General features: G+C 44.0%; 18 protein-coding genes, 1 tRNA gene and 2 pseudogenes. 11 read left to right on the top strand and 10 right to left on the bottom strand.

Annotation, left to right across the window (positions count from 1 at the left end):
* Positions 1–124: 124 nt before the first annotated feature.
* Both I3254_RS05690 and I3254_RS05685 read right to left on the bottom strand, forming a co-directional pair.
* Positions 125–1,357, bottom strand: a pseudogene (locus I3254_RS05690) (IS3 family transposase).
* A gap of 345 nt (positions 1,358–1,702) precedes the next feature.
* Positions 1,703–1,777, bottom strand: a tRNA-Gly gene (locus tag I3254_RS05685).
* A gap of 260 nt (positions 1,778–2,037) precedes the next feature.
* On the opposite strand from I3254_RS05685, the gene I3254_RS05680 reads away from it, so the two are divergent.
* The 3 genes from I3254_RS05680 (at position 2,038) to I3254_RS05670 (ending at position 6,303) form a co-directional block, all read left to right on the top strand.
* Positions 2,038–3,708, top strand: a complete 1,671-nt coding sequence (locus tag I3254_RS05680; RefSeq protein ID WP_238052019.1) for a thiamine pyrophosphate-binding protein — start codon at positions 2,038–2,040, stop codon at positions 3,706–3,708.
* 190 nt (positions 3,709–3,898) lie between these two features.
* Positions 3,899–4,234 (top strand): GlpM family protein, encoded by a 336-nt coding sequence (locus I3254_RS05675; protein ID WP_224737711.1) that lies wholly within the window; start codon positions 3,899–3,901, stop codon positions 4,232–4,234.
* A 278-nt stretch (positions 4,235–4,512) separates the two neighbouring features.
* On the top strand, positions 4,513–6,303 hold the full coding sequence (locus tag I3254_RS05670; protein WP_238052017.1) for a potassium/proton antiporter: 1,791 nt from the start codon (positions 4,513–4,515) through the stop codon (positions 6,301–6,303).
* Between the two features lie 16 nt (positions 6,304–6,319).
* Here the strand turns inward: I3254_RS05670 and I3254_RS05665 are convergent, their stop codons facing one another.
* Positions 6,320–7,222, bottom strand: a complete 903-nt coding sequence (locus tag I3254_RS05665; protein ID WP_227511139.1) for a LysR family transcriptional regulator — start codon at positions 7,220–7,222, stop codon at positions 6,320–6,322.
* Positions 7,223–7,435: 213 nt separating this feature from the next.
* Between I3254_RS05665 and speB the strand changes: the two genes are divergently transcribed.
* The 6 genes from speB to I3254_RS05635 all read left to right on the top strand — a co-directional run bounded on the left by speB (position 7,436) and on the right by I3254_RS05635 (position 16,174).
* Positions 7,436–8,404 (top strand): agmatinase, encoded by a 969-nt coding sequence (gene speB / locus I3254_RS05660; protein ID WP_057760617.1) that lies wholly within the window; start codon positions 7,436–7,438, stop codon positions 8,402–8,404.
* Between the two features lie 149 nt (positions 8,405–8,553).
* Positions 8,554–10,302, top strand: coding sequence for a 5-guanidino-2-oxopentanoate decarboxylase (locus I3254_RS05655; RefSeq protein ID WP_238052015.1), 1,749 nt, complete (start codon positions 8,554–8,556; stop codon positions 10,300–10,302).
* Positions 10,303–10,407: 105 nt separating this feature from the next.
* Positions 10,408–12,246, top strand: a complete 1,839-nt coding sequence (gene dld, locus I3254_RS05650) for a D-lactate dehydrogenase (RefSeq protein WP_238052013.1) — start codon at positions 10,408–10,410, stop codon at positions 12,244–12,246.
* Positions 12,227–13,633, top strand: coding sequence for a YjiH family protein (locus I3254_RS05645; protein WP_238052011.1), 1,407 nt, complete (start codon positions 12,227–12,229; stop codon positions 13,631–13,633). Before dld ends, I3254_RS05645 begins: the two co-directional genes overlap by 20 nt.
* A gap of 155 nt (positions 13,634–13,788) precedes the next feature.
* Entirely contained in the window at positions 13,789–15,315 is a 1,527-nt protein-coding gene (locus I3254_RS05640) for an aldehyde dehydrogenase family protein (protein WP_238052008.1), read from the top strand.
* A gap of 247 nt (positions 15,316–15,562) precedes the next feature.
* Positions 15,563–16,174 carry a TetR/AcrR family transcriptional regulator gene (locus I3254_RS05635; protein WP_238052006.1) on the top strand — a complete coding sequence of 204 codons (612 nt, stop codon included), beginning with the start codon at positions 15,563–15,565 and terminating at the stop codon, positions 16,172–16,174.
* A gap of 43 nt (positions 16,175–16,217) precedes the next feature.
* Here the strand turns inward: I3254_RS05635 and I3254_RS05630 are convergent, their stop codons facing one another.
* The 7 genes from I3254_RS05630 to I3254_RS05600 all read right to left on the bottom strand — a co-directional run bounded on the left by I3254_RS05630 (position 16,218) and on the right by I3254_RS05600 (position 24,686).
* Entirely contained in the window at positions 16,218–16,844 is a 627-nt protein-coding gene (locus I3254_RS05630; RefSeq protein ID WP_238052003.1) for a CDP-alcohol phosphatidyltransferase family protein, read from the bottom strand.
* A gap of 63 nt (positions 16,845–16,907) precedes the next feature.
* A complete protein-coding gene (locus I3254_RS05625; RefSeq protein WP_238052000.1) occupies positions 16,908–17,540 on the bottom strand; it encodes an ATP-binding cassette domain-containing protein in 633 nt (210 codons plus the stop codon).
* 114 nt (positions 17,541–17,654) lie between these two features.
* Complete coding sequence (locus I3254_RS05620) at positions 17,655–19,418, bottom strand: ABC transporter permease subunit (RefSeq protein WP_238051997.1); 1,764 nt, start codon at positions 19,416–19,418, stop codon at positions 17,655–17,657.
* Positions 19,415–20,713, bottom strand: a complete 1,299-nt coding sequence (locus I3254_RS05615) for an ABC transporter substrate-binding protein (RefSeq protein ID WP_238051994.1) — start codon at positions 20,711–20,713, stop codon at positions 19,415–19,417. The genes I3254_RS05620 and I3254_RS05615 overlap by 4 nt, the downstream gene beginning before the upstream one ends.
* A gap of 168 nt (positions 20,714–20,881) precedes the next feature.
* Entirely contained in the window at positions 20,882–23,035 is a 2,154-nt protein-coding gene (locus tag I3254_RS05610) for a bifunctional TVP38/TMEM64 family protein/FAD-dependent oxidoreductase (protein ID WP_238051992.1), read from the bottom strand.
* A gap of 257 nt (positions 23,036–23,292) precedes the next feature.
* Entirely contained in the window at positions 23,293–23,697 is a 405-nt protein-coding gene (locus I3254_RS05605; RefSeq protein ID WP_238051989.1) for a hypothetical protein, read from the bottom strand.
* 455 nt (positions 23,698–24,152) lie between these two features.
* Positions 24,153–24,686 carry a DUF2058 domain-containing protein gene (locus I3254_RS05600; RefSeq protein WP_102078489.1) on the bottom strand — a complete coding sequence of 178 codons (534 nt, stop codon included), beginning with the start codon at positions 24,684–24,686 and terminating at the stop codon, positions 24,153–24,155.
* A gap of 353 nt (positions 24,687–25,039) precedes the next feature.
* Between I3254_RS05600 and I3254_RS05595 the strand changes: the two genes are divergently transcribed.
* Positions 25,040–25,903, top strand: a complete 864-nt coding sequence (locus tag I3254_RS05595; RefSeq protein ID WP_238051986.1) for a universal stress protein — start codon at positions 25,040–25,042, stop codon at positions 25,901–25,903.
* A gap of 101 nt (positions 25,904–26,004) precedes the next feature.
* Positions 26,005–26,205, top strand: a pseudogene (locus I3254_RS05590) (cupin domain-containing protein); the annotation flags it as partial.
* Positions 26,206–26,280 lie beyond the last annotated feature (75 nt).

The following is a 26,280-nucleotide window of genomic DNA, read 5'->3' as shown; positions in this document are numbered from 1 at the left end:
TCTTAGTCATGATAAACTCCTCATTGAGTCGTTAGTTTACCAAGTTTGGTTCTACAGTTTTTTCAGCATAGCTCACTATGACCCCTGCCGTCAAATCCGTACAGTTAAACTTGGGAGATTTGAATCAAGCAGCTTGACGATAATAGTCAAACCATACCTGTCTTGGCGACTTATAGCCTAAACTCTTTTGAATCCTCGTTTGGTTGTAGTACAGCTCGATATAGCCGATGATATCATTGATTGCTATAAACCTTGTTTTATAGTCTTGGTAATACACTAGCTCATTCTTTAATGTGCCCCAAAAGCTTTCTATGGGTGCGTTGTCGAAACAATTGCCTTTACCACTCATCGAGCCTTTGAAATTATGCTGCTTGATGATTTTGTGATAGGCATGACTACAATACTGGCTGCCTCTGTCAGAGTGCACAATCAATCCTTGGCTTGGACGTCTATTCTTGATTGCCATATTGAGTGCACGACATACTAAATCTGCGGTCATTCGCTTATTGATAGCATACCCGACCAGCTCTTTGGTGTATAAATCTTTGACTCCAGCTAAATACAACCAACCCTCATTGGTCCAGATATAAGTAATATCACTGACCCACGATTCATTAGGATGCTTAGCATCAAATTGCTGATTTAGTATGTTTGGATAGACAAGCTTGTTATGGTTGGAATCAGTGGTGATTTTAAAGCGTTTGTGACGACGGCATTTGATGTCATGTTCTTCTTTAATGCTTCTGACCATATATAGGCTAATATCGTGCCCTTGCTCTATCAGCTTTGCGTGCAGTCGATCAGCACCATAACGTGCTTTTGTTTTACTATGTGCCGCTCTGACAAGTAGCTCAGATTGGTTACGGTGTATCTGTTGCTCACTAATATCACGACTCAGCCAGTCATAGTAGCTAGAATGCTTAACCTTTAGTACACGACACATAGTAGTGATACTAAAGAAGAGATCGTTGTTTTTGATAAAGGCGTACTTCACTAACTGTCACTGCGGGCATAGCCCTACGTCTTGCGTCACTAAAACAGTCTACTAGACTGTTTCTTAACGTTCCTCATTGGCAAAGTACGCCGTCGCCTTTTTTAATATCTCTCGTTCCTCTTCGGCTACTTTAAGCTGTCGTTTGAGCTGCTTTATTTCCTGAAGAGCCGTCATAAGATCAGGATCATATTGTTCTGTGCCGATAAGCTTGCCTTGATTGGCTTTATTATGCCAATTAGATAAGGTCTGCATGGCGATGCCAAGGTGCTTTGCGGTCGCTGAGATATTGCCATTATTGTCTGCTATCTTCTTGACGGCCTCGGCTTTAAATTCGTCACTGTAGCTTCTTATTTTCTTGGTCATGATAAACTCCGATTAATACGCTTAGTTTACCAAGTTTAGGTGTACGGTTTTTTCAGCATAGCTCAATTGAGGTTGGGTTCAAAAATCAGCATAATGCCAAATTCACTAGGTTAGGTGTCATAATGATTTTTGAACCAAAAATAGCTAGGTTGTGGTCAAATAAGTATACGCAGTTTTAGGGCAGGGCACGGTTTGGGCACCAAATGGGCACCGCTCTAAAAGCCCCCTTTTTAGTTCGTTAGTTTTTCTTAATTATTACTAAGATAGTTTTGTTGAAAAACCGCTACAACCCCCAAGAATCGGACAAAAAAAAGCCTCACTGTTAAGTGAGGCTTTTTAAGTATTTGGAGCGGGAAAAGAGATTCGAACTCTCGACCCCAACCTTGGCAAGGTTATGCTCTACCACTGAGCTATTCCCGCTAATTATTAACTAACTATCGTCAGTTGATGAAGGCGTATTATACGCAGTTTTTTTTAGGTGTCAACACCTATGACGAAAAAAATTAAAGTTATTAAAATAGGCGTGTCTTCTGGCCATAGATATATGTTATAACGGTTTATTATAATATGTATTCCAAAAGCTTTGTAGTACATAAATAAGCTGGGACGCACTTTATAATTTAATCGTAATCACATTCACAATTATCAATACTTACAAAGATAAGTCATAAGGATAAAAAATGAGTCAACAATATACCATCGCTGATTATTTGTTTGATCGTGTCGCAGAAGCGGGTGCCTCTGAGATATTTGGCGTACCTGGTGATTTTAATTTAACTTTTTTGGATAACGTTCTTGCTTCTGACAAGCTACGCTGGGTAGGTAACACCAATGAGTTAAATGCTGGCTATGCTGCTGATGGTTATGCACGTGAGCGTGGGTTTGCCGCCATGGTGACGACCTTTGGCGTAGGCGAGCTGTCAGCGATCAACGCGACCGCAGGTTCTTTTGCTGAGTACGCACCGGTATTGCATATCGTAGGTGCGCCAAGCACAGCGCTACAAGACTCAAAGCGCCGTATTCATCACTCGCTTGGCGATGGCGTATTCAATCATTTTATTAAGATGGTCGAGCCAGTAACCGTGGCACGAGCGCAGCTTACTCCTGAGAACGCTGCCTCAGAAATTGATCGAGTGATTCGCTTAATTCTCAAAAAGCATCGCCCAGGTTACTTACTATTATCACCAGACGTTGCGCGCCAGCCTATCTATCCACCAACGACCAAGCTGATCGATAGCCAAGAAGATATTACCAGCCAAGCGGCATTATCAGATTTTAAGCAAGCACTAACCGAGTTTTTGCCAAACAAGACCACGACCCTAATGGCAGATTTGATGGTGCATCGTTTGGGATTGCAGTCGCAGCTCAAGGCACTGATCGCTGATACAGATGTTCCTTATACCACGCTATCTTGGGGCAAGACGCTACTCGATGAAAATAGCGATCGTTGGGCAGGTACTTATGCGGGTGTTGCTTCGCGTCCAATTGTCAAAGATGCGGTAGAAAACTGCGAATGTCTTATCAAAGTAGGGGTGCAATATACTGACACTACCACCGCAGGGTTTAGCCAAGATATTAATGAAGATGTGGTCGTAGACTTGCATTATGAGCGTGCTTCTATCAGTGGTAAGAACTTTGCACCGATTGCGCTAAAAGATGCGTTGCAAGCCCTACATGAAGTGATGACCTCTGGCATTAATGTCGTACCAAAACCTTTCTGTGAAGAAGTTAAGCCGCACGAACAAAAAGGTAAAGACAGTGAGGCTATCCGCCAAGATGATTTATGGCATATTATCGCTGACCGCTTAGATCACAATAACTTGGTGTTTTCTGAACAAGGCACGGCTTATTTTGGTATCAGTGATGTGCGCCTACCAGAAGGGGTGACGTCATATGGGCAGCCGATGTGGGGATCAATTGGCTACACGTTACCTGCCAGCTTGGGCGCGGCAATCGCATCGCCAGATAAGCGCAGTGTGTTATTGATTGGGGACGGTTCAGCGTTGCTAACGATCCAAGAGTTGGCGGTCATGATTCAAGAGCGCATCAATCCTGTAATCGTTTTAATCAACAATGACGGTTATACGGTAGAGCGCGCAATTCATGGCGAAAACCAATACTATAATGATATTCCTAAATGCGATTGGCAAATCATGCCGCGAGCGTTTGGCGCGACAGAAGAAAATAGTGTACTACTCAAAGCAGAGACAGCAGGCGAGCTAAAATCTGCCCTCGAAAAAGCTGCAGCGACGACCGATAAGCTTATAATGATTGAGGTGATCGCAGACAAGCATGATATCCCGCCATTGCTAGCAGACATCAGCGCGGCACTAAAGCCAAAAAAGGATTAAGCAATTCGTAAAAGCTTACTGAATAGAAGTGACAACCCCATTTAGTAAAGTAGCTAGATGGGGTTTTTTTGCATTTTTTATCATACGGATCAATTAATCAGCGATTGCTCTTATATCAGTTTACAGACTTTAGTATCATGGCGGATTAGGCTACGTTCAGCCTTTATAGTCAACAGGAGATAGACCCGTCGTGATTTGGTTAAAAATGCTTATCGGCGCATTGATGGTACTGGCGATTCAAATGTTCGCCCAAACCCGATTTTTCTATTTGGCGGCTCTTGCGCCACTATTCCCCACCTTTACGTTAATCAGTCACTTTATCGTTGGTACTGAGCGCAGTCCTGCTGATTTAAAGGTCGCGTTGATATTCAGTATGCTTGGTGTCATACCGCATTTGATTTATACCTTTGTGGTGTTCTTTAGCATCAGTTATATGAGTTTATATAAAGCATTGCTATTAGGTGTGGTCGCTTGGACGGTTGCGGCTGCGATTCTGGTACTGACATGGCAATACATTCAGGGTTAAGTAGTATTAAGACGTAAACTCTTTTAGCCTAGCAATGGCATTTTGTGTGCTTCACTTTAATATTTGAGTGTTTTCTCTTGAGGTGTTTTTATTGATTTAGTATTGGCTGCTAGTTCTGATAGTGATGCTAATATCATCATAAGTAATTGTCATTCATATTTTGAATAACGGCCGCTTATGATAGGCTCACTGGTGTAATATCTACTAACAGCAAGATAACGAAAAACCCATCGCAATCAATTACTATTCTTAATAATAACAAATAGGGCTCAAAAACAATGGATACCTTAAATATCCTGTATCTCGTAGGCGCATTATTAATTTTCGCCAGTATCATGGCGAGTACATTATCAGCGCGCTTAGGCGTACCATTGTTGTTGCTGTTTTTGATAGTGGGTATGTTGGCAGGCGAGCAGGGTATCTTGGGTATTGAGTTCTCTCAATATGCGCTAGCCAATTTTGTTGGGCAGGCCGCCTTAGCTTGTATCTTGCTAGATGGTGGTTTACGTACGTCCTTTAAATCGTTTCGAGTGGGTCTAAAACCTGCGATTACGCTGGCTACATGGGGCGTGTTAGTCACGGTCATGGTGCTAGGGGTATTTGTCACTTGGCTGCTCGAGGTCGATTGGCGATTTGGTTTGCTGATGGCTGCGATTGTCGGCTCTACCGATGCCGCTGCCGTATTTTCTCTATTACGTAATGGCGGTGTCAAGCTTAACGACCGTGTACAAGCCACGCTTGAACTTGAGTCTGGTGCCAACGATCCCTTGGCTATTTTATTAGTCACTGGTTTGATTGCCCTAAATGTTGATCCTGCTGGTCAGACAGTATTCGGCTTTTTAGTTTTATTGCTACAGCAGCTGAGCTTTGGGCTAGGGATGGGCTTGTTATTCGGTTATTTCTTATCCCGATTATTGCCCAAGGTACATTTGGCAGAAGGTATGTACGCCATTTTAATTCTCTCCGCTGGCTTGGCTGTGTTCGCCGCGACCAATCTTATTGGCGGCAGTGGATTTTTGGCGGTATACCTCACTGGTGTGCTAATCGGTAATCATAAGGTACGTTCAACAGAGCATGTCATGCGAGTGATGGACAGCTTTGCTTGGCTGTCGCAGGCGGTGCTTTTCGTAGTATTAGGACTATTGGTCACTCCGTCAAACGTCCTCAATGTCTGGCATTATTCGGTTGCGATCGCGCTCTTTATGATCTTTGTGGCGCGTCCTATTGCCGTCTATACCAGCGTAAAACCATTCAAATTTAAAGACAGAGAAATTGGGTTTATCTCTTGGGTTGGTTTGCGCGGTGCAGTGCCTATTACCTTGGCGATTTTACCGGTCATGGCTGGGATAGATAACGCCTTTATGCTGTTTGATATTGCCTTTGGCGTCGTGGTTCTATCGTTGATTTTGCAAGGCACAACCATCCCTACGATGGCCAATCTATTTAAAGTACGTATTCCAACCAACAAAGATCCCAAAGAAGAGCATGAAGTCTGGGTATCGGATAAGGCCAGTATCACGCTGTATGAGTTTGAGGCAAAGTCGGGCGCATTTGCCATTGGGCGTCATCCTATGGGTATCTCCAAAGGTATTAACCCAGATGAAATCAGTGTCTTTGCGCTAGTCCGTAATCAGCAAATCGTAGTAGTCGATGACAACACAAAGTTAAAATTCGGCGATAGTGTCTGGTATGCCATGAGAGGTAATCACGCTAGCAAAATCGCTAAGATTTTTAACGACACGACATTAGATCGCAAAGCTATCGATGATTTCTATGGCGATTGGTTGCTATCACCGAGTGTTAAACTTGGTGATTTGCCGTTTTTTACAGGAATTATGGCGTCTGAGACATTGGTAAAAACACTCAAAACGTCTGATGAAGACAGCGCAAAAAACATGTGGGAGCAGACGGTGGCCGAGTACGTAAAATCACATTTAGGTACCGCGCCAGTGTCGGGCGATACCGTTGTGGTGAGTGACGAGTGGTCGCTGGTTATTAAGGAAGTCGATGACAAAGGGAAGCTAAGAACCATTGGTCTAAAGTACCAACAACCGTCTGTAGTAGTGTAATAAATCTAGTAGTATCCTATAGCAAATTCATCATTTTATTCAAAAAGTCAGCCGCTTGTTTAGGCTGATTTTCCCGATATGCCCAATGGTGCTCGACATCATAGCTTGCCTCATCAGGCAGTAGTATTTTCATCAGTCCCATACCTTCATAACGCTTCGCTAAATCACGCGGCAAGTAGCCAACATGGTGGCCTGCAAGGATAAGCTGCGCGGTTGCCTCCATATGATAAGTAGTCGCGCTTAATGTCTTGGGGCGAATATGATTGATATGATGCTCTACCACATAGCCCCTTTTTATCCACGGATAGTTCTGTTCTAAATCCTCAAAAGTTAATCCTTCCGAGTTATAAAACAGCCTATGCTCGCGTCCACAACAGACCACTTGCTTTTCAACAAATGCTGGCTTAAAGGTCAGTAAAGGTGGAAAGCTACCAAAATAACCCACGCCAATGTCACTCTCGTTACTTAAGAGCTTTTCTAGCATGCTTTCAGGGCTTTGTACGTCGATAGAAAAGTGTATTAACGGGTTATTGCGGTAGCTGTTAGCGAGACGCTGTCTAAGCGCGTCATAAAAAAACTTGGGCATCTGATCAATCAAGCAAAGCCTAATGTGCCCGCCGTGGACTGAGTCTAGTTGTTTAATATAATGCAGCTGATGTTGAAAGCTGGCGACTGATTCGGTAAAGCCTAAACATGCCTCATACACCGCCGCACCGTCCTCCGTGAGTTTGAATCCTGCTCGACCACGATGACATAGCGTCATGCCTAAGCGGTCTTCTAAGTGGGTTAAGTGTCCACTGATGACAGAAGTAGTAACATTCAAACGCGACTGCGCGGCCGTCACGCCTTGGCACTCTACGATAGCCATAAAGCTGCGTAGTGTTTTGATGTCTATCTTTATCAGTTCATCCAATATCAAAAGCGGCTCCTTATTTATTAAATCAATATCACCTTTCTTTCAATCAATACTGCCTCTCATAAACTTCTGATAGTGACCTATAAGCGCACTTTAGTACGAAAAAATAGAAGTTTACTTCTAAATTTTACCATGGTTCCTTCTCTTATATTTATGTATTGTCAATGGCATGTAGCAAATTGTGTACTTAAACCAAATAGAACAAGGAAGTAACTTATGACATTCAATCAACCATTAAGCGGCAACGATATGCCAAGATTTGGCGGTTTTGCTTCTATGATGCGTCTGCCAACTCAAGCCGATGCTGAAGGGTTAGATGTGGCGTTCGTTGGCGTACCTTTAGATATTGGTGCATCCAACCGTAGCGGTGCAAGATTGGGTCCTAGGCAGATTCGTGATGAGTCAAGAATGATTCGTCCCTACAATGTGGCCACTCGCGCTGCGCCCTTTGAGTCATTACAAGTCGCTGACATCGGCGATGTGCCTATCAATACATTCAACCTGCTAAAAAGCGTTGATATCATTGAAAAATTCTATACCGATAAAATCGTCAAACACGGCGCGATTCCTCTAACATTAGGCGGCGATCATACTATCGCGTTACCTATCCTACGTGCACTTGCCAAAAAACATGGTCCTGTCGGCATGGTACATATCGATGCTCATGCTGATATCAATGATGATATGTTTGGCGAAAAAATCGCTCATGGTACGCCGTTCCGCCGCGCTGTTGAAGAAAACCTTATCGATGGTAATCGTGTGGTGCAGATTGGTCTACGTGGTACAGGCTATAGCGCAGAAGAGTTTGACTGGTCAACTGAACAGGGATTCCGCGTGGTACCTGCTGAGGAGTGCTGGTACAAATCGCTAACACCGCTCATGGCTGAAGTACGTGAAAAGCTAGGTGATGGTCCTGTCTACTTGAGCTTCGATATCGACGGTATTGATCCTGCATTTGCCCCAGGTACGGGCACTGCTGAAATCGGTGGTCTGACCTCTACTCAAGGTATCGAAATCATTCGCGGTATGCGTGGCCTAGACGTGGTAGGTGGGGACTTAGTTGAAGTATCACCACCGTATGATCCATTCGGTAATACCTCGGTATTGGCGGCGAATTTATTGTTTGAGATGCTATGTATCCTGCCGGGCGTACGCTATGACGACAAGGTTAAGGCGGTTTACTAATCACCATCAATGATTACCTCTATAATGAGCAACCTTTGCAGCCAGTAATTAGTGACTAATAATCGGTATGAAAGAAAAAATACAAAGGTTATTTTGAGGTATTGATAATTATCTGAATATTCAGCGAAATTTTTTAGGATGAATAACCCATGACCCAATTGACGCAAATGCCTGACTCATCGCCTGTTAATTCTCCTGACAGACCCTCTCTGACCTGTGGCGAGCTGCTGGTACAGTGGCTAGAATATTATGGGGTAGAGACGGTGTTTGGTATCCCAGGGGTGCATACGGTTGAGCTGTATCGCGGCTTGCCAAATACCAATATCCGTCATGTGACACCGCGTCATGAGCAAGGCGCTGGGTTTATGGCTGATGGCTACTACCGTGCTTCTGGCAAGATTGGCGTGTGTTTTATTATCACTGGCCCTGGCATGACCAATATCATGACGGCGATGGCACAAGCATTGGCTGATTCGATACCGATGTTGGTCATCTCTAGTGTCAATAAAGTCAAAGACACTGGCAGCGGTGAAGGGCACTTGCATGAGTTGCATGATCAGCAGGGCATGGTCAGTAAAGTAGCACTCACTAGTAAAACCATCTGGCAGCCTGAATCGCTACCGAAAGTCATCGCAGAAGCTTTTGCTTTATTTAATGGTGCACGTCCCGGACCAGTTCATATTCAATTGCCAATTGATGTCATCACCGCTGATGCCAGCCATGTTGCTAAGCCGCCTAATTTAAATGCTGTAGTAAATAGCGAAGCTGGTATAAACAGCTTGAGCCTACCACAGGTCACAAGACCACTGCCGAATCCTACGCAATTAGACCTAATCGTACAGTCATTAAAAACCGCGAAAAACCCTGTAATACTCTATGGTGGCGGCTGTGTCGATGTCGACCACGATGCACAACGATTGGCAGAGCTGATCGATGCACCAACATTTTTGACCATCAATGCCAAAGGTCTACTACCACCTGGTCATCCATTAAGTTTGGGTAGCAACCAGTCATTAGACGCAGGCCGCGCTGTAATTACAGAAGCAGACTGGGTGTTAGCGATTGGTACTGAGCTTGGTGAGACTGACTATGATGTGTTTTTTAACGGTGAATTCAAGATAAATGGCACGCTGGTACGTATCGACTGCGATGCTCAGCAATTGCAGCGTCCCTTTATCGCCGACATTGCTGTATTGTCCGATGCCCAAATGGCGATCAGTGGATTGTGCCGACTGTTAGAAGATCAAGAGTTAAATAATCAGCCACTTAATCATCAAGCGCTGTCACGAGTAAATGAGGCAAAGCAGGCTATTTTGCAGGATGTAACGACAGACTTTGCGGGTCAAAATGCTTTACTGAAGCTGATTAGAGATGAAGTAGAAGACGTCATTTTCGTTGGTGATTCAACCCAGCCTGTCTATAGCGGCAACCTTGGCTTTGAGGCATCGGGTACTCGTAAGTGGTTTAATTCATCGACAGGTTTTGGCACGCTAGGCTATGGGTTGCCTGCGGCGATTGGTGCGATGGTTGGCTCAAATCTACCAGTGGTCAGTCTAATGGGTGATGGTGGTATTCAATTTACGATTGCTGAGCTCATTTGTGCCGCTGAGCTTGAGCTACCATTGATCATATTGCTATGGAACAATCAAGGCTACGGTGAGATTCGTCGTTACATGGAAGAGGGCGGTTTACCACTAATTGGCGTCAACATCAAAACGCCAAACTTTGAGCCATTAGCAGCAGGGTTTGGCGCTGGCTATCGCAGAATCACCGATAAGCAGCAATTGCTAGACGCATTAAAGGTAGACACGAAGGGTAAACAACCAATCATTTATGAGATTGATGAAGCGGACGACTTTCTAAAAGAAATGGCCAAGACAGTGACGTATTTTAGTTAACAGTAATACTGGCGCTAATGCCACGGATAATCACGAGACTGATAGTCACAGTTCTAAAAAACGACAAAAAAATGACAAACGCTGGTTACGCAAGGAAGCACGTTCATGACGCCCAATGCTAGAGAAATGTCAGGAAGTAGACATGAGCAAATGCCGCGTATGTTGATGGAGCTTGCTGCTGTCGTTGGTACGACCAATGTATTGACAAAACCTAGCCAACAGCAGTCTTATGTACAAGGTGCAATTGAGACTATCACAGACGCTACCGTCGCAGTTGTGATACCGCACTCTCTTGTGGCACTATGGCGCGTCATTAATATCTGTGCCGCTGCCGATGTAATTATCATTGCTCAAGCGGCCAATACAGGCCTGACAGGTGGCTCAACTCCGAATGGAGATTATGACAGGCCATTAGTCGTAATCTCTATGCAGTTACTAGCCGGTGTGCATTTACTCAACGATGCAGCAGAACTGGTTGCTTTGCCAGCCGCTACTTTGCAGCAATTAGAGTCTACCCTTGCGCCATTAGGGCGTGAGCCGCATTCAGTGCTGGGTTCTAGTTGCGTAGGTGCATCAGTGATAGGCGGCATCTGTAACAGCTCGGGCGGGATGCTAGTGCAGCGTGGCCCTGCCTATACTGAGATGGCGTTATTTGCCAGACGTAACAGCTTAGGTCAGTTTGAGTTAATCAATCATCTGGGACTAGATTTGGGGTCGCATCCAGAGGAAATGCTAGAGAACCTACAAGTTGGCACGTTTAATAAAGCCTCAAATAGTACGAGTGATAGTAAAGTTTGCACTAATCAGCATTATCAGCACAAAGTACGTGATTGTGAGGCAGAGACACCTGCTAGATTTAACAATGATCCCAACGGTCTGTACGAAGCATCTGGTTCAGCTGGAAAGGTCATTGTATTTGCGGTGAGGGTAGCGACCTTTGCCAATCCCAAACACGAGCAAACATTTTATATCTCGACCAACGACGCTGATACTTTAACCACACTCAGAAAACAATGGTTAAAAAGCGAGTTGAAATTGCCCGTGTTGGCTGAGTATATGCACAAAGACTATAACGACATCACGATGCACTATGGTCGAGACACTTGTCTGAGTATGCGTAAGCTTCCTGCCAGCAAGATAGGGTCGCTGTATCGACTGCAAGCAAAGACTGGCTACTATCTGGATAAATGGCATCTTCCAAAGACGCTGCCAGATCGGATATTACAGATGACATCTAGGTTTATGCCGCCGTCATTACCAGCCACTTTGACCACGCAGGCACTCTCATATAAATACCATTTGATTATCAAAGTCGCAGATGGTTTTGATAACGACTCTGATAATGGCACCAATAAAAATTCAGATAAAGATTCTAATAAAAATGATGGCAACAATATCGCCACTGCACAGGATTTTTTGCAAAATCATCTACAGCAATATCAAGGTGCACTGCATGTATGCACAGAGCTTGAATCGCAATCATTATTGATATTTCGCAGTGCCGCAACCGCTGCTATGTTTCGTTATCACAATTTAAATCAAGACAAATTTGGCGAGCTGCTATCGACCGACATTGCCTTACCTAGAAATGCCGTAGATTGGGACGAGACTCTACCTGAATATTTGCAAGAACAAGTCAGCAAAACTTTTTATTTGGGGCATTTTTTCTGTTATGTCATGCACCAAGACTATTTATTGAAACCTAAGACCAATGCCAAGCAATTCAAGGATGAGCTGCTGGTATTTTATGACCAACGTCATATTGAGTATCCTGCTGAGCACAATGTGGGGCATGTGTATCCTGCTAAAACTGAGCTACATTATTTTTATAAAAAACTGGATCCAACCAATTCGCTTAACCCAGGTATTGGTCAGACAGGGAAATGGAAAAACTGGCAATCATCGCCCATTAAGGAGAAATTAAATGACGAGTTATATGGATAAGTCGCAGCAGCCGATTTTAGGGAATAATACGGTTGATCCAGAAACGCCAAAAGCAGGACAGTGGCGTGCAGCAATGTGGAAGTTCCTATTGTTTTCAGCACTAGGTATCGCGCTGTTTATCATACCGTTTGAGTGGGATGGTAAAGTCACAATTTTATTAGGTGTGTTGACCGATACGCTACAGTCCGTGTTAGGTGGATTGGTAGCCTATATTGCTATGGCGATAGTGACTATCTCCGCTCTTGGTGCACTGGCAGTCAAAGCGTTAAAGCCTAATTTGCATGAAGATTCACTGGTAAAAAAGCTTTTTGATGTTGATTGGTTTTGGCTGTCCACGCGTTTTTTAGGTATGTTGTTTGTTTGGATGATTTTCCTGCAAGTCGGCCCCGAGTTTATTATCAATCGTAATACGGGCGGCGTCATCTTCGAAGATTTGATTCCTATTCTGATTCCGTTGTTTTTCTTCGCCATTTTATCGCTGCCATTTTTGACTGATTTTGGCTTGATGGAATTTTTGGGCACTTTAGCCAGTAAAGTATTTATCAAGCTTTTCAAACTACCTGGTCGTTCTGCTGTCGATGCAATGTCTTCTTGGTTTGGTGCCGCGTCTATCGGCTTGCTAGTCACTATGCAAGAGTATGATAAAAGCTTTTACAGTCAGCGTGAAGCCGCCATTATTGCGACCACATTTTCAGTCACTTCTATTGCCTTTACCTATGTAGTTGCCAAAACCATCGGCGTAGACAATAACTTCGTCTTCTTTTATCTGACCATTGCGCTAACCGGTTTTATTGCTGCGATTATTATGCCGCGTATACCACCATTATCACTTAAGCCTGATACTTATCATTCTGGCAAAAGCATGCTAGATGAAGGCATCCCTGCTGAATATACAGCGTATAAGTGGGCAGTCAATCGTGCGGTTACTCGCGCGCATTCTATGCCAAGCTTAGGTAAAGTGTTCAAACGCAGCGTACAAAATCTGTTTGATATCTATTTTGGACTGATTCCTGTTATCTTTGCGATTGGTACCATCGGTCTTGGCCTAGCAGAATACACGCCAGTCTTTAATTGGCTTGCGACACCACTTGTACCACTACTTGAGTGGTTACAGATTCCAGAAGCGGCAAAAGCTGCACCTGCAATGATTATGGGCTTTGCAGATATGTACTTGCCAGCATTGGTTGGCAAAAGCATTGAAAGTGAGATGACACGATTCATCGTTGGTGCGGCCTCAATTACTCAGATTATCTATATGTCTGAAGTCGGTGCGCTGATTTTGAAGTCAAATATTAAGCTAAATGTATTAGAGCTATTTTTAATCTTTATCCTTCGTACGCTTATCAGCTTGGTAGTAATTACGTCTGTGGCGCATCTACTGTATTAGTGGCGTGTCTAGTATTCACAAGGCATCTAGCCTGAAAGTAATATGCAAATGGTCGGTTTTTCTGTAGTCAGTTAAACCGACCATTTAGCCAGTTACATTACGGACGTTACGCACATAAAGACAATTTGATCAAAAATATAAGGCGATTGACCATTATGGAAATGCTGAACTCTACAGACTTAACCAGAGAAACTGCGCTACAAACGGCTCAAAACGAAGTTGTATTAAATGCCGCTTATATCAATAGTGATTGGGTTACGATTGCAGCACCTGTGACCGATTCTGGTGATGCAAGCTTTGATAATACAAATAACCATGCGTTGTATGATCCAAATTCAGGCGAGGTGATTGCAACGACACGCTTATGTACCAGTGCCCATGTAGAGCAGGCAATTGCAGCGGCTGATGAAGCCTTTGCTAGCTGGTCACAGACCACGGTGACCGAGCGTGCCCGCTATCTAAATGCGATTGCAGAGTCTATGGAACAGCAATTCGATACCTTGGTTGGACTGTCTGTATTAAACAACGGTAAGCCAATTGAAGAAGCAAAGATAGACGTCGGTGATGCTATCGCTTGCTATCGTTATTATGCCAATCTCATCACGGAGCAGGCAACGTGGTCTAAGGTCTCAACGCTTGAGTCGGGTATTCGTTTGTTAAAGACATACTCGCCAGTAGGTATTTGTGCGCTGATTACCCCTTGGAATTTCCCAATGGTAACGACTTCTTGGAAGCTGGCACCTGCGCTAGCGGCAGGTTGTACCGTACTATTAAAACCGTCTGAGGTGACATTATTACCAGAGCTTATGCTAGGTAATATCTTATCTGAGATAGGTTTGCCAAAAGGGGTGGTTAATATTTTACCGGGTGCTGCCGAAGTCGGTGCTGCTATGACCAGTCATCCGCTGATTGACAAAGTATCGTTTACTGGTAGTAATGTAGTCGGCGAAAAGGTGATGGTTCAAGCAGCAAAAGGCATCAAAGACATTAGCCTAGAGTTGGGTGGTAAGTCTGCTATTGTGGTCTGTGCAGATGCTGATATTGATTACGCTTGTGATTTAATCATTGGCGGTATATTTACCAATGCAGGTCAGATATGCTCGGCCACGTCGCGTTTGGTTGTACATCAAGATATCGCTGGGCAGCTGTTTGACACGTTAAAAGCAAAAACGGAAAGTTTGCAGATTGGTGATGGTTTTGCGACAGAGACGCAAATGGGTCCATTGGTTAGTGAGCAGCAATTGAACCAAGTTAAGAAATTCTTTGATATTGCGACAGCTGAAAATCTAAATTGCTTAACCGGCGGTGAGTTATTAGAAGCATCTGGCTATTTTACGATGCCAACTGTCTATACGAATGTGCCAACGACCAGTCAATTATGGATGGAGGAAGTGTTTGGACCTGTATTAGTCTGTGCAACCTTTACTGACGACGCAGAGGCTATCCGTCTAGCTAATGATAGCAAGTTTGCTCTAGCAGCAACCATCGTGAGCCCCGATGAAACTGCCGCGCTTGAGATGGCGCTACAAATCAAAGCCGGGCATATCTGGATTAACGAGCAACAAATCGTACTGCCAGAAGCAGGGTGGGGCGGGTTCAAACACAGTGGTATCGGCCGTGAGTTGGGCGGTGATGGTTTGTCCGCTTATCAGAAGAGCAAACACGTATTACTGACCGATTAATTGGATTTCAATTAGATTGTCATTAGCCACTGTAGAGGTTGTTTACTAGCTATCAGCATGACTGTTGAATTATTGTGGAATGATTGTTGATAGCTAGGTCACGCTCTAGCATTACGTTTGTTTACCAGACCGTTTCTTATATTAACTTTACTGTCGCACCCATTCAGGATAAAATTGAGCAATCATTCAAGTTTTATAGCCGTGCCCATTTTTATATGAGGTCACGGCTTTTTAAATGGGGCACATTATGTCACGCACCGCACTTTACAACCGTCATGATGCCTTGGAGCGTGCGCTACAGCTTTTTTGGCAAAAGGGCTTTCATGCTACTTCTCTAAAAGACATCGAGCAAGCACTCGATATGCGCCCAGGCAGTATCTATGCCGCTTTTGGTAATAAAGAAGGTTTGTTTCAAGAAGCGCTAGAATACTATGCGCGTCTAGGATTGACTGAGCTTGAGCGAGTGTTGAGCCATCATGAAACGCATTTATTGGGACTAGCAGCTTATATACGTCAGCTTGGCGGGATTCGTGACAAAGCATTACCGAGCCGAGCCTGTATGTTGGTCAAAAGCTTACTAGAGCTAGGTGCGCGTGAGCAGACAGCGTTAACCAAGGTGGAGATGCTGCTGGCAGGTATGGAGACGCGATTTATAGAATGCTTTAAGGAAGCGCAGAATGTCGGTGAGATGGATAGTGAGCTTGATCCGGTTAGACTTGGCCGTCGCCTACAAGCAGAAGTCATGGGGCTGCGTGCCTTTGCACAGCGTGATATAGAGAGCTCAACGGTACACGCTCTTGCTGAAGATATGGCCTTATCTATAGAAGCACTGCGACTAGATGATTCAGTAAATGCTTAGAGGTTCATTGCTGGGTTTCAATATAGTGTATATCTTCAGACGTTTACTTGGTAGATTCGAGCTGCTTGAGGGTATGATACCCACCATGTATACGAGTAAAAATAGTAACAGCGCAGGCAGTAGCAAAGATACCAGCAAGTAGCACAAAATGCTGCGGCCAAATACAGAAAGCAATAAATAGAGCAATAGTCTCGGTGCCTTCTGTAAGACCATTAAGATAATAAAAGCTCTTATATTTAAACTGTGGCTTGTCTAATTGAAACTTTTCCGCAGAAATCGCAAAAGCCAAAAAGCTCGAACCTGTCCCAATAAATGCCGCTAATAACAAGGCACCTGCAATAGCATTTTGTTCAGGATTTGCCAAAATAAACCCTAGTGGCACAGCGGCATAAAACAAAAAATCGAGGGTGATATCTAAATAACCGCCTGCGCTTGAGCTTTGCTGGGCATAGCGTGCCATTGCGCCATCCAGCCCATCAAAGATACGATTCAATATTATCGCTGCCAGTGCGCCATACCATAGCTCAAACGCGAGTAGTGGTAATGCCAACATACCAATCAAAAACCCAGCTACCGTAAGCTGATCAGCCGTAATACCGAGCTTATGCAATGTCGCTACTATTGGGGTTAGCAACGGCTTGATGACGGGCGTAATAAACTTGTCTAACATGCGAGCTGCCTTTTTTTGCTTTCTTTGTCATTTTGGCTGAGTGTTTGACTCTGATGTCCAAAACTATTGTCCTACATAAATAACTTTGCCATTGGCTGCTTCAGCGTCACTTTGGTCGTGCGTGACCATAATAGCAGGCAACTTATGAGTACGAATCTGATCGAATACCAATTGCCGCGTATCCATTCTCAATTGAGTATCAAGTTTGCTAAACGGCTCATCAAGTAGTATCGCTTTGGGCTCACTCAGTAGCGTACGTAGTAGGGCGACACGTGCTTGTTGACCACCTGATAGGTTATCAGGATGACGATCTCCCATCCCTTCTAAGCCCACTTGCGCTAAAGACTGCGCTATTTTTTCAACTCGCTGTCTCTTATTTCCTTTTGGCATAGCAAAAGCAATGTTGCCCGCGACTGATAGGTGTGAAAACAGCAGTGCATCTTGATACAGCACACCAATACGGCGCAAATGGGCTGGCAGGTGAGTCACATTTTTATCGTTTAACCAGACAGTACCCGTCGCGGTAAAATCGCTCGCCAAAGTGCCTGTTAACCAGTTTAGTAGACTGGACTTGCCACTACCAGAAGGGCCCATCACGGTTAGGATGTCGCCACCAGCGATGTGCTCATTGATACTCAATAATTGCTCGTTTTGACGAAACAGCTGTAAGTCTTTTATCTGTAGAGATGATGGCATCAGGAACCCTTTGTTTGCGTTTTTTACGACTGATTATTTGAATGTTTGATATTGTTAGCAACTGATTTTTTACAGCTGGTATTTTCATAAATGCTTTTGTTCATGATCAGCCTGCTACCGTGCACCACTTCTAAAGAAGTATTTAGGTAGCATCCAAGCCACTATAAAACCGATGAGCGGTAGCGCCATTTGCATGATGGCATAGACGGCACTAGTGCGCCTACTGGCTCCGTTCGCCAGTGTCACCGCTTCTGTTGTGATAGTGGCAATACGTCCGCCACCCGCCAATAGAGTTGGCAAATACTGACCAAAGCTGATTGCTAGACCTAGAGCAATGGCAATTAAAATAGGAGCAAATAGCTGCGGCAGCTTTATCTGAAAGAATATCTTAATAGGAGCAGCGCCAAGGCTGGCGGCCACATGAGCGAAACGTGAGTCTAAGCGTCGATAACTACTGGCCAGTGATAAAAACACGTACGGTAGCACGAATAAAAGATGGGCAAACGCCACATTAAAAAATTCTGATTGATAATTGGCCAACTGCTGTAACCATACTAAGCCGAATAGAAACGCGATACTTGGTACCAAGAGCGGTAAGTAAATAATAAAACTGGTGAAGTGTGACAGTGGTTTAGCACTCAATTGCTCAGCTTCCAAGCATAGCAAAGTCAGAAAAACAGCAAAGGCAGTACTGACGGCCCCAATGCTAAGCGTATTGACCAATGGTGTGCTCATTTGAGTAAAGGCACTTTGAAAATGTAGTAGCACGAATTGCTCTGGTAGCATCGCTGGAAACCGCCAAAATCCTGCAAATGCCCATAATACAAGGCCAGCGAGTGACATGAGCATAAAGCCAATCACACCTACGGTAAGTATAGCGGTGACTTTTTGCCAGATAGTATCTGCATAATGACGCTTGCCATTGATTGACGAAACATTAAACATGGCTTTGATAGCTTTTTCGCCGCCCAGCCAAAAGGCGACTAAACCTGCTGTCAGTACAAGCTGTAATAATGCCCCTGCTGATGCTTTGATACGTAGGGTAAGATCGACATCGTTGAACCATTGTATGATAGAGACAGCAAGTGTTGGCGGTGTATTAGGACCTAATATCAACGGCATCTCAACGCTCGCACTGGCATAGGCAAGCACTGCCAAAATCGGTAAACGTAGAAAAGGATATAACAGAGGCAAGACCGCCTTAAAAAAAGCAGTAATTGGGTAATAACCAAGATTGAGCGCAACGGTATACTGTTGACGTAGTTTTTTGCCAAGTTCAGGCTGAGCCAGGGCGCCTAAAGCCATTAATAATAGAAACGGCAGCTCTTTTAAAGTTAAACCCAAGATGATGCTGATACCGTACGGATCATGCGGAAACATACCATCAGGTGCCATCTCCCAACCAGTTAGCCACGGAGAGATAAGCCGTGCAAACATACCTGACGGCGCAATCAAAAACCCAACGGCAATGGCTGCAGCTGCATGAGGAATGACTAAGATAGGGCTTAATAAATGCTCAATACGCTGCAACCAAACACTGTTAAAAAACGCGGCCAATATCATCAGGGCAATGACAAAAGCAAGTAGGGTGCTGATAAGTCCCGTAGCGAGACTTAATGCAGCCATCTGCGTGATACCAGGCGTTTGCCACAGGTCTGTAAATCCTTGCAGGTTCAAGGTTGTTTTTTCTAGGGCAGGAAGCCAGCTCAGGGCGGGCAGCAGTACACAGATGAGGCCACAGAGTACGGGTAGTATTAATATGAGAATTAAAAGTTTGGGACTAAAAGACACGATACGCGTAAACAGGTCTGTTTTCTCAAGCGTAACAGGTTTAGGGCTATCACCTTTTTTCGTTATTTTATCAAAACCTTGGCTCATGGACTCACCCCATAACGTGCTTGCCAGCCTTGCTGGATGGCCTCTACCCAACTTGGATGTGGCTCGCTTACCGTGCGTTTGACACTATCAAAGGGCAGGGCGCTTGGATGGGGCTGCTTGGTTTTGAATAATGCTTGTTGTGCAGGGCTAAGTGTAGATTGAACCAGTACGCTTTTGTCACCCCATACCGAAGGGGTTTGTTTTTTTGCTTGGGCTTCTGGACTCATTAAGAAGTTGGCTACTAATTGTGCCGCCTGAGGATGGCTAGCGTTATAAGGAATGGCGACAAAATGAGTATTACTTAAGCTGCCGTCACTCATGGCATAGCTGCGAATGCTCTGAGGTAAGTCATAGCGCTGCACGGCTGCAGGAACTTCTGGTGCTGAAAAGGTAAAGGCGAGACTCAGCTCCGTATCATCGACCAAGCGCCGCATCTGCGCACCTGTCTGTACAAACTGCTCGCCATTACGCCATAAGGTTGGATGAAAGTCATCCAAAAACGCCCATAGTGGATCTAATACGAGCACGGTGTTTTCTTTGGTGGCAGGCAAGTTGAGCTGTGCGCTAATGTTCTTACCCATTTGAGCATCTTGTTGTTCATGCAGCATGACTAGAAGGTACTTTAAGAAACTCATACCCAAAAAGTCAGGCGGTTTGGGGTAGCTAAAACGACCAGGATTTTTTGCTGTCCAAGCGGTTAGCTCATTTAGAGTCGTTGGCGGTTTACTGGTTGATAAGCTGTCGTAATAAAACGTCAGAGAGGCTTGTCCCCAGGGTGCTTCCATACCGTTGGTCGGCACACCAAAATCGAAATTTACGGTTGGATTATTGTCCGGATCAGTCAACGCAAAATTGGGCAGCTTGTTCGCCCATTGCTTAAGTAGCAATGAGTTCTCACTCATGGTGGCAAAGTTAGCACCATTGATCCAGACCAAATCAACACTGCCTTGATCGTCATTGTGAGCGGATTTTTCTGCGAGTACCCGACTGACTGCTTCGCTGGTATCGCTCAATTTGACATGGACTAAGTTGATATTATATTTATCATCGACTTGATCGGCGACCCATTGTAGATAGGCGTTAATTTGCGGATCACCGCCCCATGCATAGAAATAAACGTCTTGATTGCTACCTTGGGCTTCTATCTGCTGCCAAGGTGATAGGTCTTGGTTAATATTGGCAGTAGTTGGCGATGCGGTGCTTGCTGATATACCAATACAAATGCTCATCACCATAGCGTAGGTGCTGTATCGCGTAAGACGTTTGAGCATCGGTAAAGCGGTAATAACGCGCATTCAAGTTTCCGTTATGATTTAAATGTTAGTAAAGCTGGTAAAGATTTCATAGTCTGCCATGTCAAACCAAACAGATATCACAAAATCTAAACCAGCTTTATTAGAGTCTTTTAGCACTTTGCTGCTAATTGCATCATTTAATGACGTTGATCAGCAAACTGCCATTAATTAACCGCGACGCCAAGTATGGTATTTTTCTAACCAACTTAATACGGTCTCAGGGGCGTGAGCACGTTTCCACTCACCAGCGGCGTATTTGTTACCTTCTGCCCAAGTAGGGTAGCTATGAATGGTGCCCAATATTTTATTAAGACCCAGACCATGTTTCATTGCTAATACAAACTCAGCGATTAGGTCGCCTGCATGTTCAGAAACCACCGTAACCCCCAATATTTTGTCTTTACCTTTTGGCGTGATGACTTTGATAAAGCCTTTAGCCGCGCTATCTGTAATGGCGCGATCTAACTCTTCAAACTCAAAACGAGTAATCTCGTAATCGATGCCTTTATCAATGGCTTCTTGCTCGTTGATACCGACACGAGCGACTTCTGGGTCGATAAAAGTAACCCACGGAATGACGCGATAATCTACTTTAAACTTTTTCAAATTGCCAAATAAGCCATTTACGGCGGCGTACCAACCCTGATGGGCAGCGACATGAGTAAACTGGTATGGGCCAACGATATCGCCTGCAGCAAAAATATTAGGATATAACGTCTCGAGATATTCGTTGGTCACGATAGTACGATTGGTTTCGATACCTAGTGTCTCTAAACCATAGCCTTCAAGGCGTGCGCTACGACCAACGGCACAAAGTAGCTCATCATACTCGATATCGATTTCTGTTTCATTGTGTTTGACGATAATGTATTTTTTGCCATCACGCATCTCGCAGCGCATTGCTTGATGTGAGGTCAAAATATTAACACCGCTATCAGTAAGCGATTGGTGAGCAAAGGTAGACACTTCAAGGTCTTCTTTGCCCATAATGCGATCGCTCATCTCAATTTGCGTCACATTAGAACCCAGCCGAGCAAAGCTTTGCGCAAGCTCGCTACCGATGGGGCCACCGCCCAGTACGACGAGCTTCTCCGGGGCTTCTTCTAGCTCAGCAAACTTAGTCCATAGCGTGTCACTGGTTACGTAGCCAGTTTCTTCTATACCTGGTAGAGGCGGTACAAATGGGCGAGCGCCAGTAGCGATAACGATGGTGCGTGCTGTTAGGGTCTGCATGCCGCCGTCATTCAGTTGAATCTCTACTGTCCACGGGTCAACTAATTTGGCATAGCCTTTGACCACATCGACGCCCAGATTGGTATAACGTTCAACACTGTCATGCGGTGCGATATCAGCCACGACTTGCTGCACGCGTGCCATGACTTTTTTGAACGAAAACTGCGGTACGGTGTTCTCTAGACCGTAGTTTTCCCCATAACGAATTTGGTCAGCGATTTTTGCGCTCTTAATGATGGCTTTACTAGGTACACAGCCATAATTAAGACAATCACCGCCCATTTCACCTGCTTCAATCAGTGTGACTTTTGCTTTGACGGCAGCAGCAATGTAGCTTGTAACCAATCCTCCAGCGCCTGCGCCAATCACAATCATATTGCGATCGAACTTTTTAGGTTTGGTATGGTTTTTATAAACACGGCGTTTTTTAAACATGTTCAACACTCCTTTTGCTATTAATGGGAAGAAACCTAATAACGCAAACGAGACAATTAAGTTGAAAGATAAAATACCCGATAAGCTGTCTATCTGTGCCAGCTGTGTCCCTGCATTGACAAAGACAAACGTCCCAGCCAGCATACCGATTTGACTGACCCAGTAATAAGTCCATGTTTTAATAGACGTCACACCCATCAATAGGTTAATCAAAAAGAATGGAAATATGGGTACTAGACGTAAGGTAAATAAATAAAATCCACCTTCTTTTTCGACGCCTGCATCAATAGCTGCCAACCGCTCAGGAAAACGCTGTTTGATGGTGTCACGCAGTAAATAACGCGATGCCAAGAAGGCAATGGTAGCACCAATACTCGATGCAAATGAGGCAACAAGTAAGCCCTGAACCAAACCAAATAGCGCACCAGCGGCTAGTGTTAAAATCGCAGCGCCTGGTAAGGAGAGGGCAGTGACGACGACATATAGTAAGAAAAATCCACCGATAATCAATAGCGGTGACTGCGCTTTGTATTCATTAAACTGCGCCATCGACCCTTTTAAGCCATCAAGCGTCAATAATTGATTTAGGTCAAAATAAAAAAAGCTTGCCGCTAATATCAATATTAATAGTATTAAAAATATTCTTTTAATCATGGAAAATCCGGCCAAATAAAGGAGCGAAGGCTAAAATCATAGTTATTACTCAAGCAGTAGAACACTCATCGTCTGAATAACTAAACTTAAGTAACTAAAATTAAGTGACTATAGTTGAGTAACGTGGCGATCAAATCGAATTGTCTGAATCGCTTAACTACGATAAAAAATTTAAGTCGGCAGTCTTGATAGTATATACATTATGTCTTGTTGTCTGACATTTATACGACTGAAGCAATAAGCACTGCTGCCAACATTTATACTAGAGACGTATTTTTACCCAATGTTAGGGTGTCATAGTCTCTCATTAGGAATAGCGCCAAACAGGCTGCCAGCATTGGCCATGCCGCAAAGAACAATAAGTTATCAAAAGGCGTTAGGTAAAGACCAAAAGAGGCAAAAGTAGAAGCGGCGTGTAGTAATAAGATAATGCCATATGTCCACTTTTTGAATAGACCCATGACAAACGAGAAGATAAGAATAATTTGTAAGCTACCAATCAGATAAACAATAGTGATGCCCAAGTTTTCTAGTGCGTAGAATTTAGCAAACACATTGGCGGCATGCTCAGGATTTACGAATTTGTCGAGTGTCCAGAAGAAGAATACGATGAAAACACCAAGGCGAAGAAATAATAGTGAGAGTGGCAAGTGTTTTGGCATGAATTATCTCTTTTTGAGAAAAAGCAAAAGTGAATTGGAACAAATTAAGCAAATAAAATGGGCACGATGGCACCGAACTATCAGGTAATAAACACAGGTAAAGTATGAATAATATTGAGTGATTACTCAAAAATAAACAAAGTATTACCACCATATGTGCTGAAAATGCATTGTAGTAGTTATTGAATAACTGTTCAAGTTGGTTGTATCTATGTTCTGGCAATTATGGAGCTGGGTTACTTTCTTTAACCAAACTAGCAATGTTAGGTTAAAGAAGCCCGATTTGTGTACCTTTGATTGAGTCTGTCGACACATTTGACGTCTATCTTGCGCTATAAAGATTTGCCTAACCTGTATAAATGCAAAAAGCCCTTTATAGAACGTAAATTCTATAAAGGGCTTTTGAGGGGATGCTTATAACACTATAGTAAAGTCAACAGCAGTAAAATAATGCCTTACCACATCAAATCATCTGGAATAACATAAGCAGCATACGGATCGTCTTCTGCCAATGCTTCCTCAGCAGTGTCGTTAGACACAACCATAAAGCCTTCCATTTTTGAATCGATACGGTCAGCCAATGGACGAGGCAATAGCGCGTAGCTTTCTTCCAAGCGTGCGATAACCACGTGGCCAGCCACGATTTGATCGTAGAGTTTCTGAGTGATAGCGATTTTCTTTACTTTGGATTCATCGACAAACTGATAGCTAACCTCACCTTCTGTCTCAGTAATCTGATGCTGCTTAATCATTTGCACGATATTGGCTTTTAATGCTTTCTCTTCCAATACGCGCTGCTTTTCTTGATTAAGCTTCTGATCCTTTTCTAGCTTTTGAGCTTGCGCCTCTGCCAACGCTTTTTTTGCTTCGACGCTTTCTGAGTCACCAGTACGCTTGGCATGTTGCGTTTGTTTGCTGATTTTTTTGGCCTTTTTGCTATCAACCAATCCAGCCTTTAATAATTGAGCCTGTAGGGCATTTTTTGCCATAATCCAATCACCTAAATAACGATACCGAAATCATAAATGCTAAAAAATACATTGTAGCAAACTTTGCTAGCGCATGTGGTCAGACGATGATAAGACTTTATATATAGCTAGATATCAGCCTGCGGTAAGCCAAGTACAAGGCTGTCAGTAACAAATTGCAATTATTGCAAAAGGGTCGCACACATCGCTGGATGAAGCCGTTCAAATTGGTTATTATCAAATGAAAGGATAAATTTTTTCGATGAAATAATTGCTATAAGACAACGGATATATCTATATATTAGACAGAGGGCGACGCTTGGTCAGATCTGACAAGCTGGATAGAATTGAATACTTAAATTTAAGGACAGATTATGACGACATCACAGCACATTTTGGCCTGTATTGACGGCTCGGCCGTGACTGAATCGGTTTGTGACTATGCAGCATGGTATGCCAGTAAACTCAACGTGCCTGTTGCGCTATTACATGTCAGCGCCGTACCTGCTTCGACCAGACGAAATTTATCAGGTGCTATAGGCATAAATAGCCGCCAGTTTTTGTTAGAAGAATTGTCCCAGTTAGATGAGCAAAGAGCAAAAGTCGTCAACAGCTATAGCAATGCATTGGTACAAGATGCAAAAAGCCACATTCAAAGCAGTTTCGCTGATGTCAATGTTCGCGTTTATCAACGCCACGGCAAGTTGCTTCCTAGTATTGAGCATTTCAAAGAAGAAAATCGTGCGATTGTGATGGGACGCCGCGGAGAGGATCATAAGAACAGTCGGATTAATATTGGTAGTCAGATCGAGACGGTCGCTCGTGGGTCAGATATTCCTATATTGATTTGCTCAGAGAAATTTGAAGAGCCAAGCTCCTATATGATTGCCTTTGACGGTAGCAAGACCTCTATTAAAGCGGCACGAATGGTGTCAAAAAGTCCACTATTAAAAGGTCTAAAAGGCCATATCGTGATGGTAGGCAATCATAACGACGCCGCCAAGCAAAGTATGAGCGCCGCCGCCGCACAGTTAGAAGATGCTGGGTTTGTCGTTGAAGCACATCACTTATCTGCTTCTGATGCGGTGGACGGATTGTTAAAGTTTCAGGTAGAGAACAATGTCGACATTATGGTGGTGGGTGCGTACGGACATTCGAAATGGCAGCAATTGTTTCTCGGAAGTACAACGACAGAAATTATCGCTAGCACGTTATCACCAGTTATTCTAGTGCGGTAATAACGTCATATATTTGTGTTTATCGTCTAGGGCGTATCCTCAGCTTTATATTGTGGGTACTGTGGGTACGCCCTAATCATTTAATACCTTTGGAATACTTTATGCTTATCAACGCAGATTTTTCACAACGCGCTTCACTGGCCCCTGAAGCACATCAATGGATTAAGTCACCACAAAATGGTGTGGAGCGTGTGATGCTTGATCGTGTGGGTGCGGAGAAGGCTCGCGCTACCAGTCTTGTGCGTTACGCGCCAAACTCTTACTTCCCGCATCATATACATTCAGGCGGCGAAGAGATTTTAGGGCGTGTCCTCAATTCATCTTGCAATGAATGATAGTGCACGCTAGGTAAAGCATCGACTTAAAATTACGAGCCA

This window comes from Psychrobacter sp. Ps2, assembly GCF_022129405.1.
In the GTDB taxonomy this organism is placed as follows: domain Bacteria; phylum Pseudomonadota; class Gammaproteobacteria; order Pseudomonadales; family Moraxellaceae; genus Psychrobacter.
The sequence above is the reverse complement of the archived record's forward strand: the minus strand, read 5'-3'. Positions and strand labels throughout refer to the sequence as shown.

What these genes read in the sequence shown, in the direction of transcription:
- I3254_RS05680 (WP_238052019.1), top strand. Translation starts at nt 2,038, where the DNA reads ATGAGTCAACAATATACCATCGCTGATTATTTGTTTGATCGTGTCGCA.
- I3254_RS05670 (WP_238052017.1), top strand. Translation starts at nt 4,513, where the DNA reads ATGGATACCTTAAATATCCTGTATCTCGTAGGCGCATTATTAATTTTC.
- speB (WP_057760617.1), top strand. Translation starts at nt 7,436, where the DNA reads ATGACATTCAATCAACCATTAAGCGGCAACGATATGCCAAGATTTGGC.
- I3254_RS05655 (WP_238052015.1), top strand. Translation starts at nt 8,554, where the DNA reads ATGACCCAATTGACGCAAATGCCTGACTCATCGCCTGTTAATTCTCCT.
- dld (WP_238052013.1), top strand. Translation starts at nt 10,408, where the DNA reads ATGACGCCCAATGCTAGAGAAATGTCAGGAAGTAGACATGAGCAAATG.
- I3254_RS05645 (WP_238052011.1), top strand. Translation starts at nt 12,227, where the DNA reads ATGACGAGTTATATGGATAAGTCGCAGCAGCCGATTTTAGGGAATAAT.
- I3254_RS05640 (WP_238052008.1), top strand. Translation starts at nt 13,789, where the DNA reads ATGGAAATGCTGAACTCTACAGACTTAACCAGAGAAACTGCGCTACAA.
- I3254_RS05635 (WP_238052006.1), top strand. Translation starts at nt 15,563, where the DNA reads ATGTCACGCACCGCACTTTACAACCGTCATGATGCCTTGGAGCGTGCG.
- I3254_RS05630 (WP_238052003.1), bottom strand. Translation starts at nt 16,844, where the DNA reads ATGTTAGACAAGTTTATTACGCCCGTCATCAAGCCGTTGCTAACCCCA.
- I3254_RS05625 (WP_238052000.1), bottom strand. Translation starts at nt 17,540, where the DNA reads ATGCCATCATCTCTACAGATAAAAGACTTACAGCTGTTTCGTCAAAAC.
- I3254_RS05620 (WP_238051997.1), bottom strand. Translation starts at nt 19,418, where the DNA reads ATGAGCCAAGGTTTTGATAAAATAACGAAAAAAGGTGATAGCCCTAAA.
- I3254_RS05615 (WP_238051994.1), bottom strand. Translation starts at nt 20,713, where the DNA reads ATGCGCGTTATTACCGCTTTACCGATGCTCAAACGTCTTACGCGATAC.
- I3254_RS05610 (WP_238051992.1), bottom strand. Translation starts at nt 23,035, where the DNA reads ATGATTAAAAGAATATTTTTAATACTATTAATATTGATATTAGCGGCA.
- I3254_RS05605 (WP_238051989.1), bottom strand. Translation starts at nt 23,697, where the DNA reads ATGCCAAAACACTTGCCACTCTCACTATTATTTCTTCGCCTTGGTGTT.
- I3254_RS05600 (WP_102078489.1), bottom strand. Translation starts at nt 24,686, where the DNA reads ATGGCAAAAAATGCCCTACAGGCTCAATTATTAAAGGCTGGATTGGTT.
- I3254_RS05595 (WP_238051986.1), top strand. Translation starts at nt 25,040, where the DNA reads ATGACGACATCACAGCACATTTTGGCCTGTATTGACGGCTCGGCCGTG.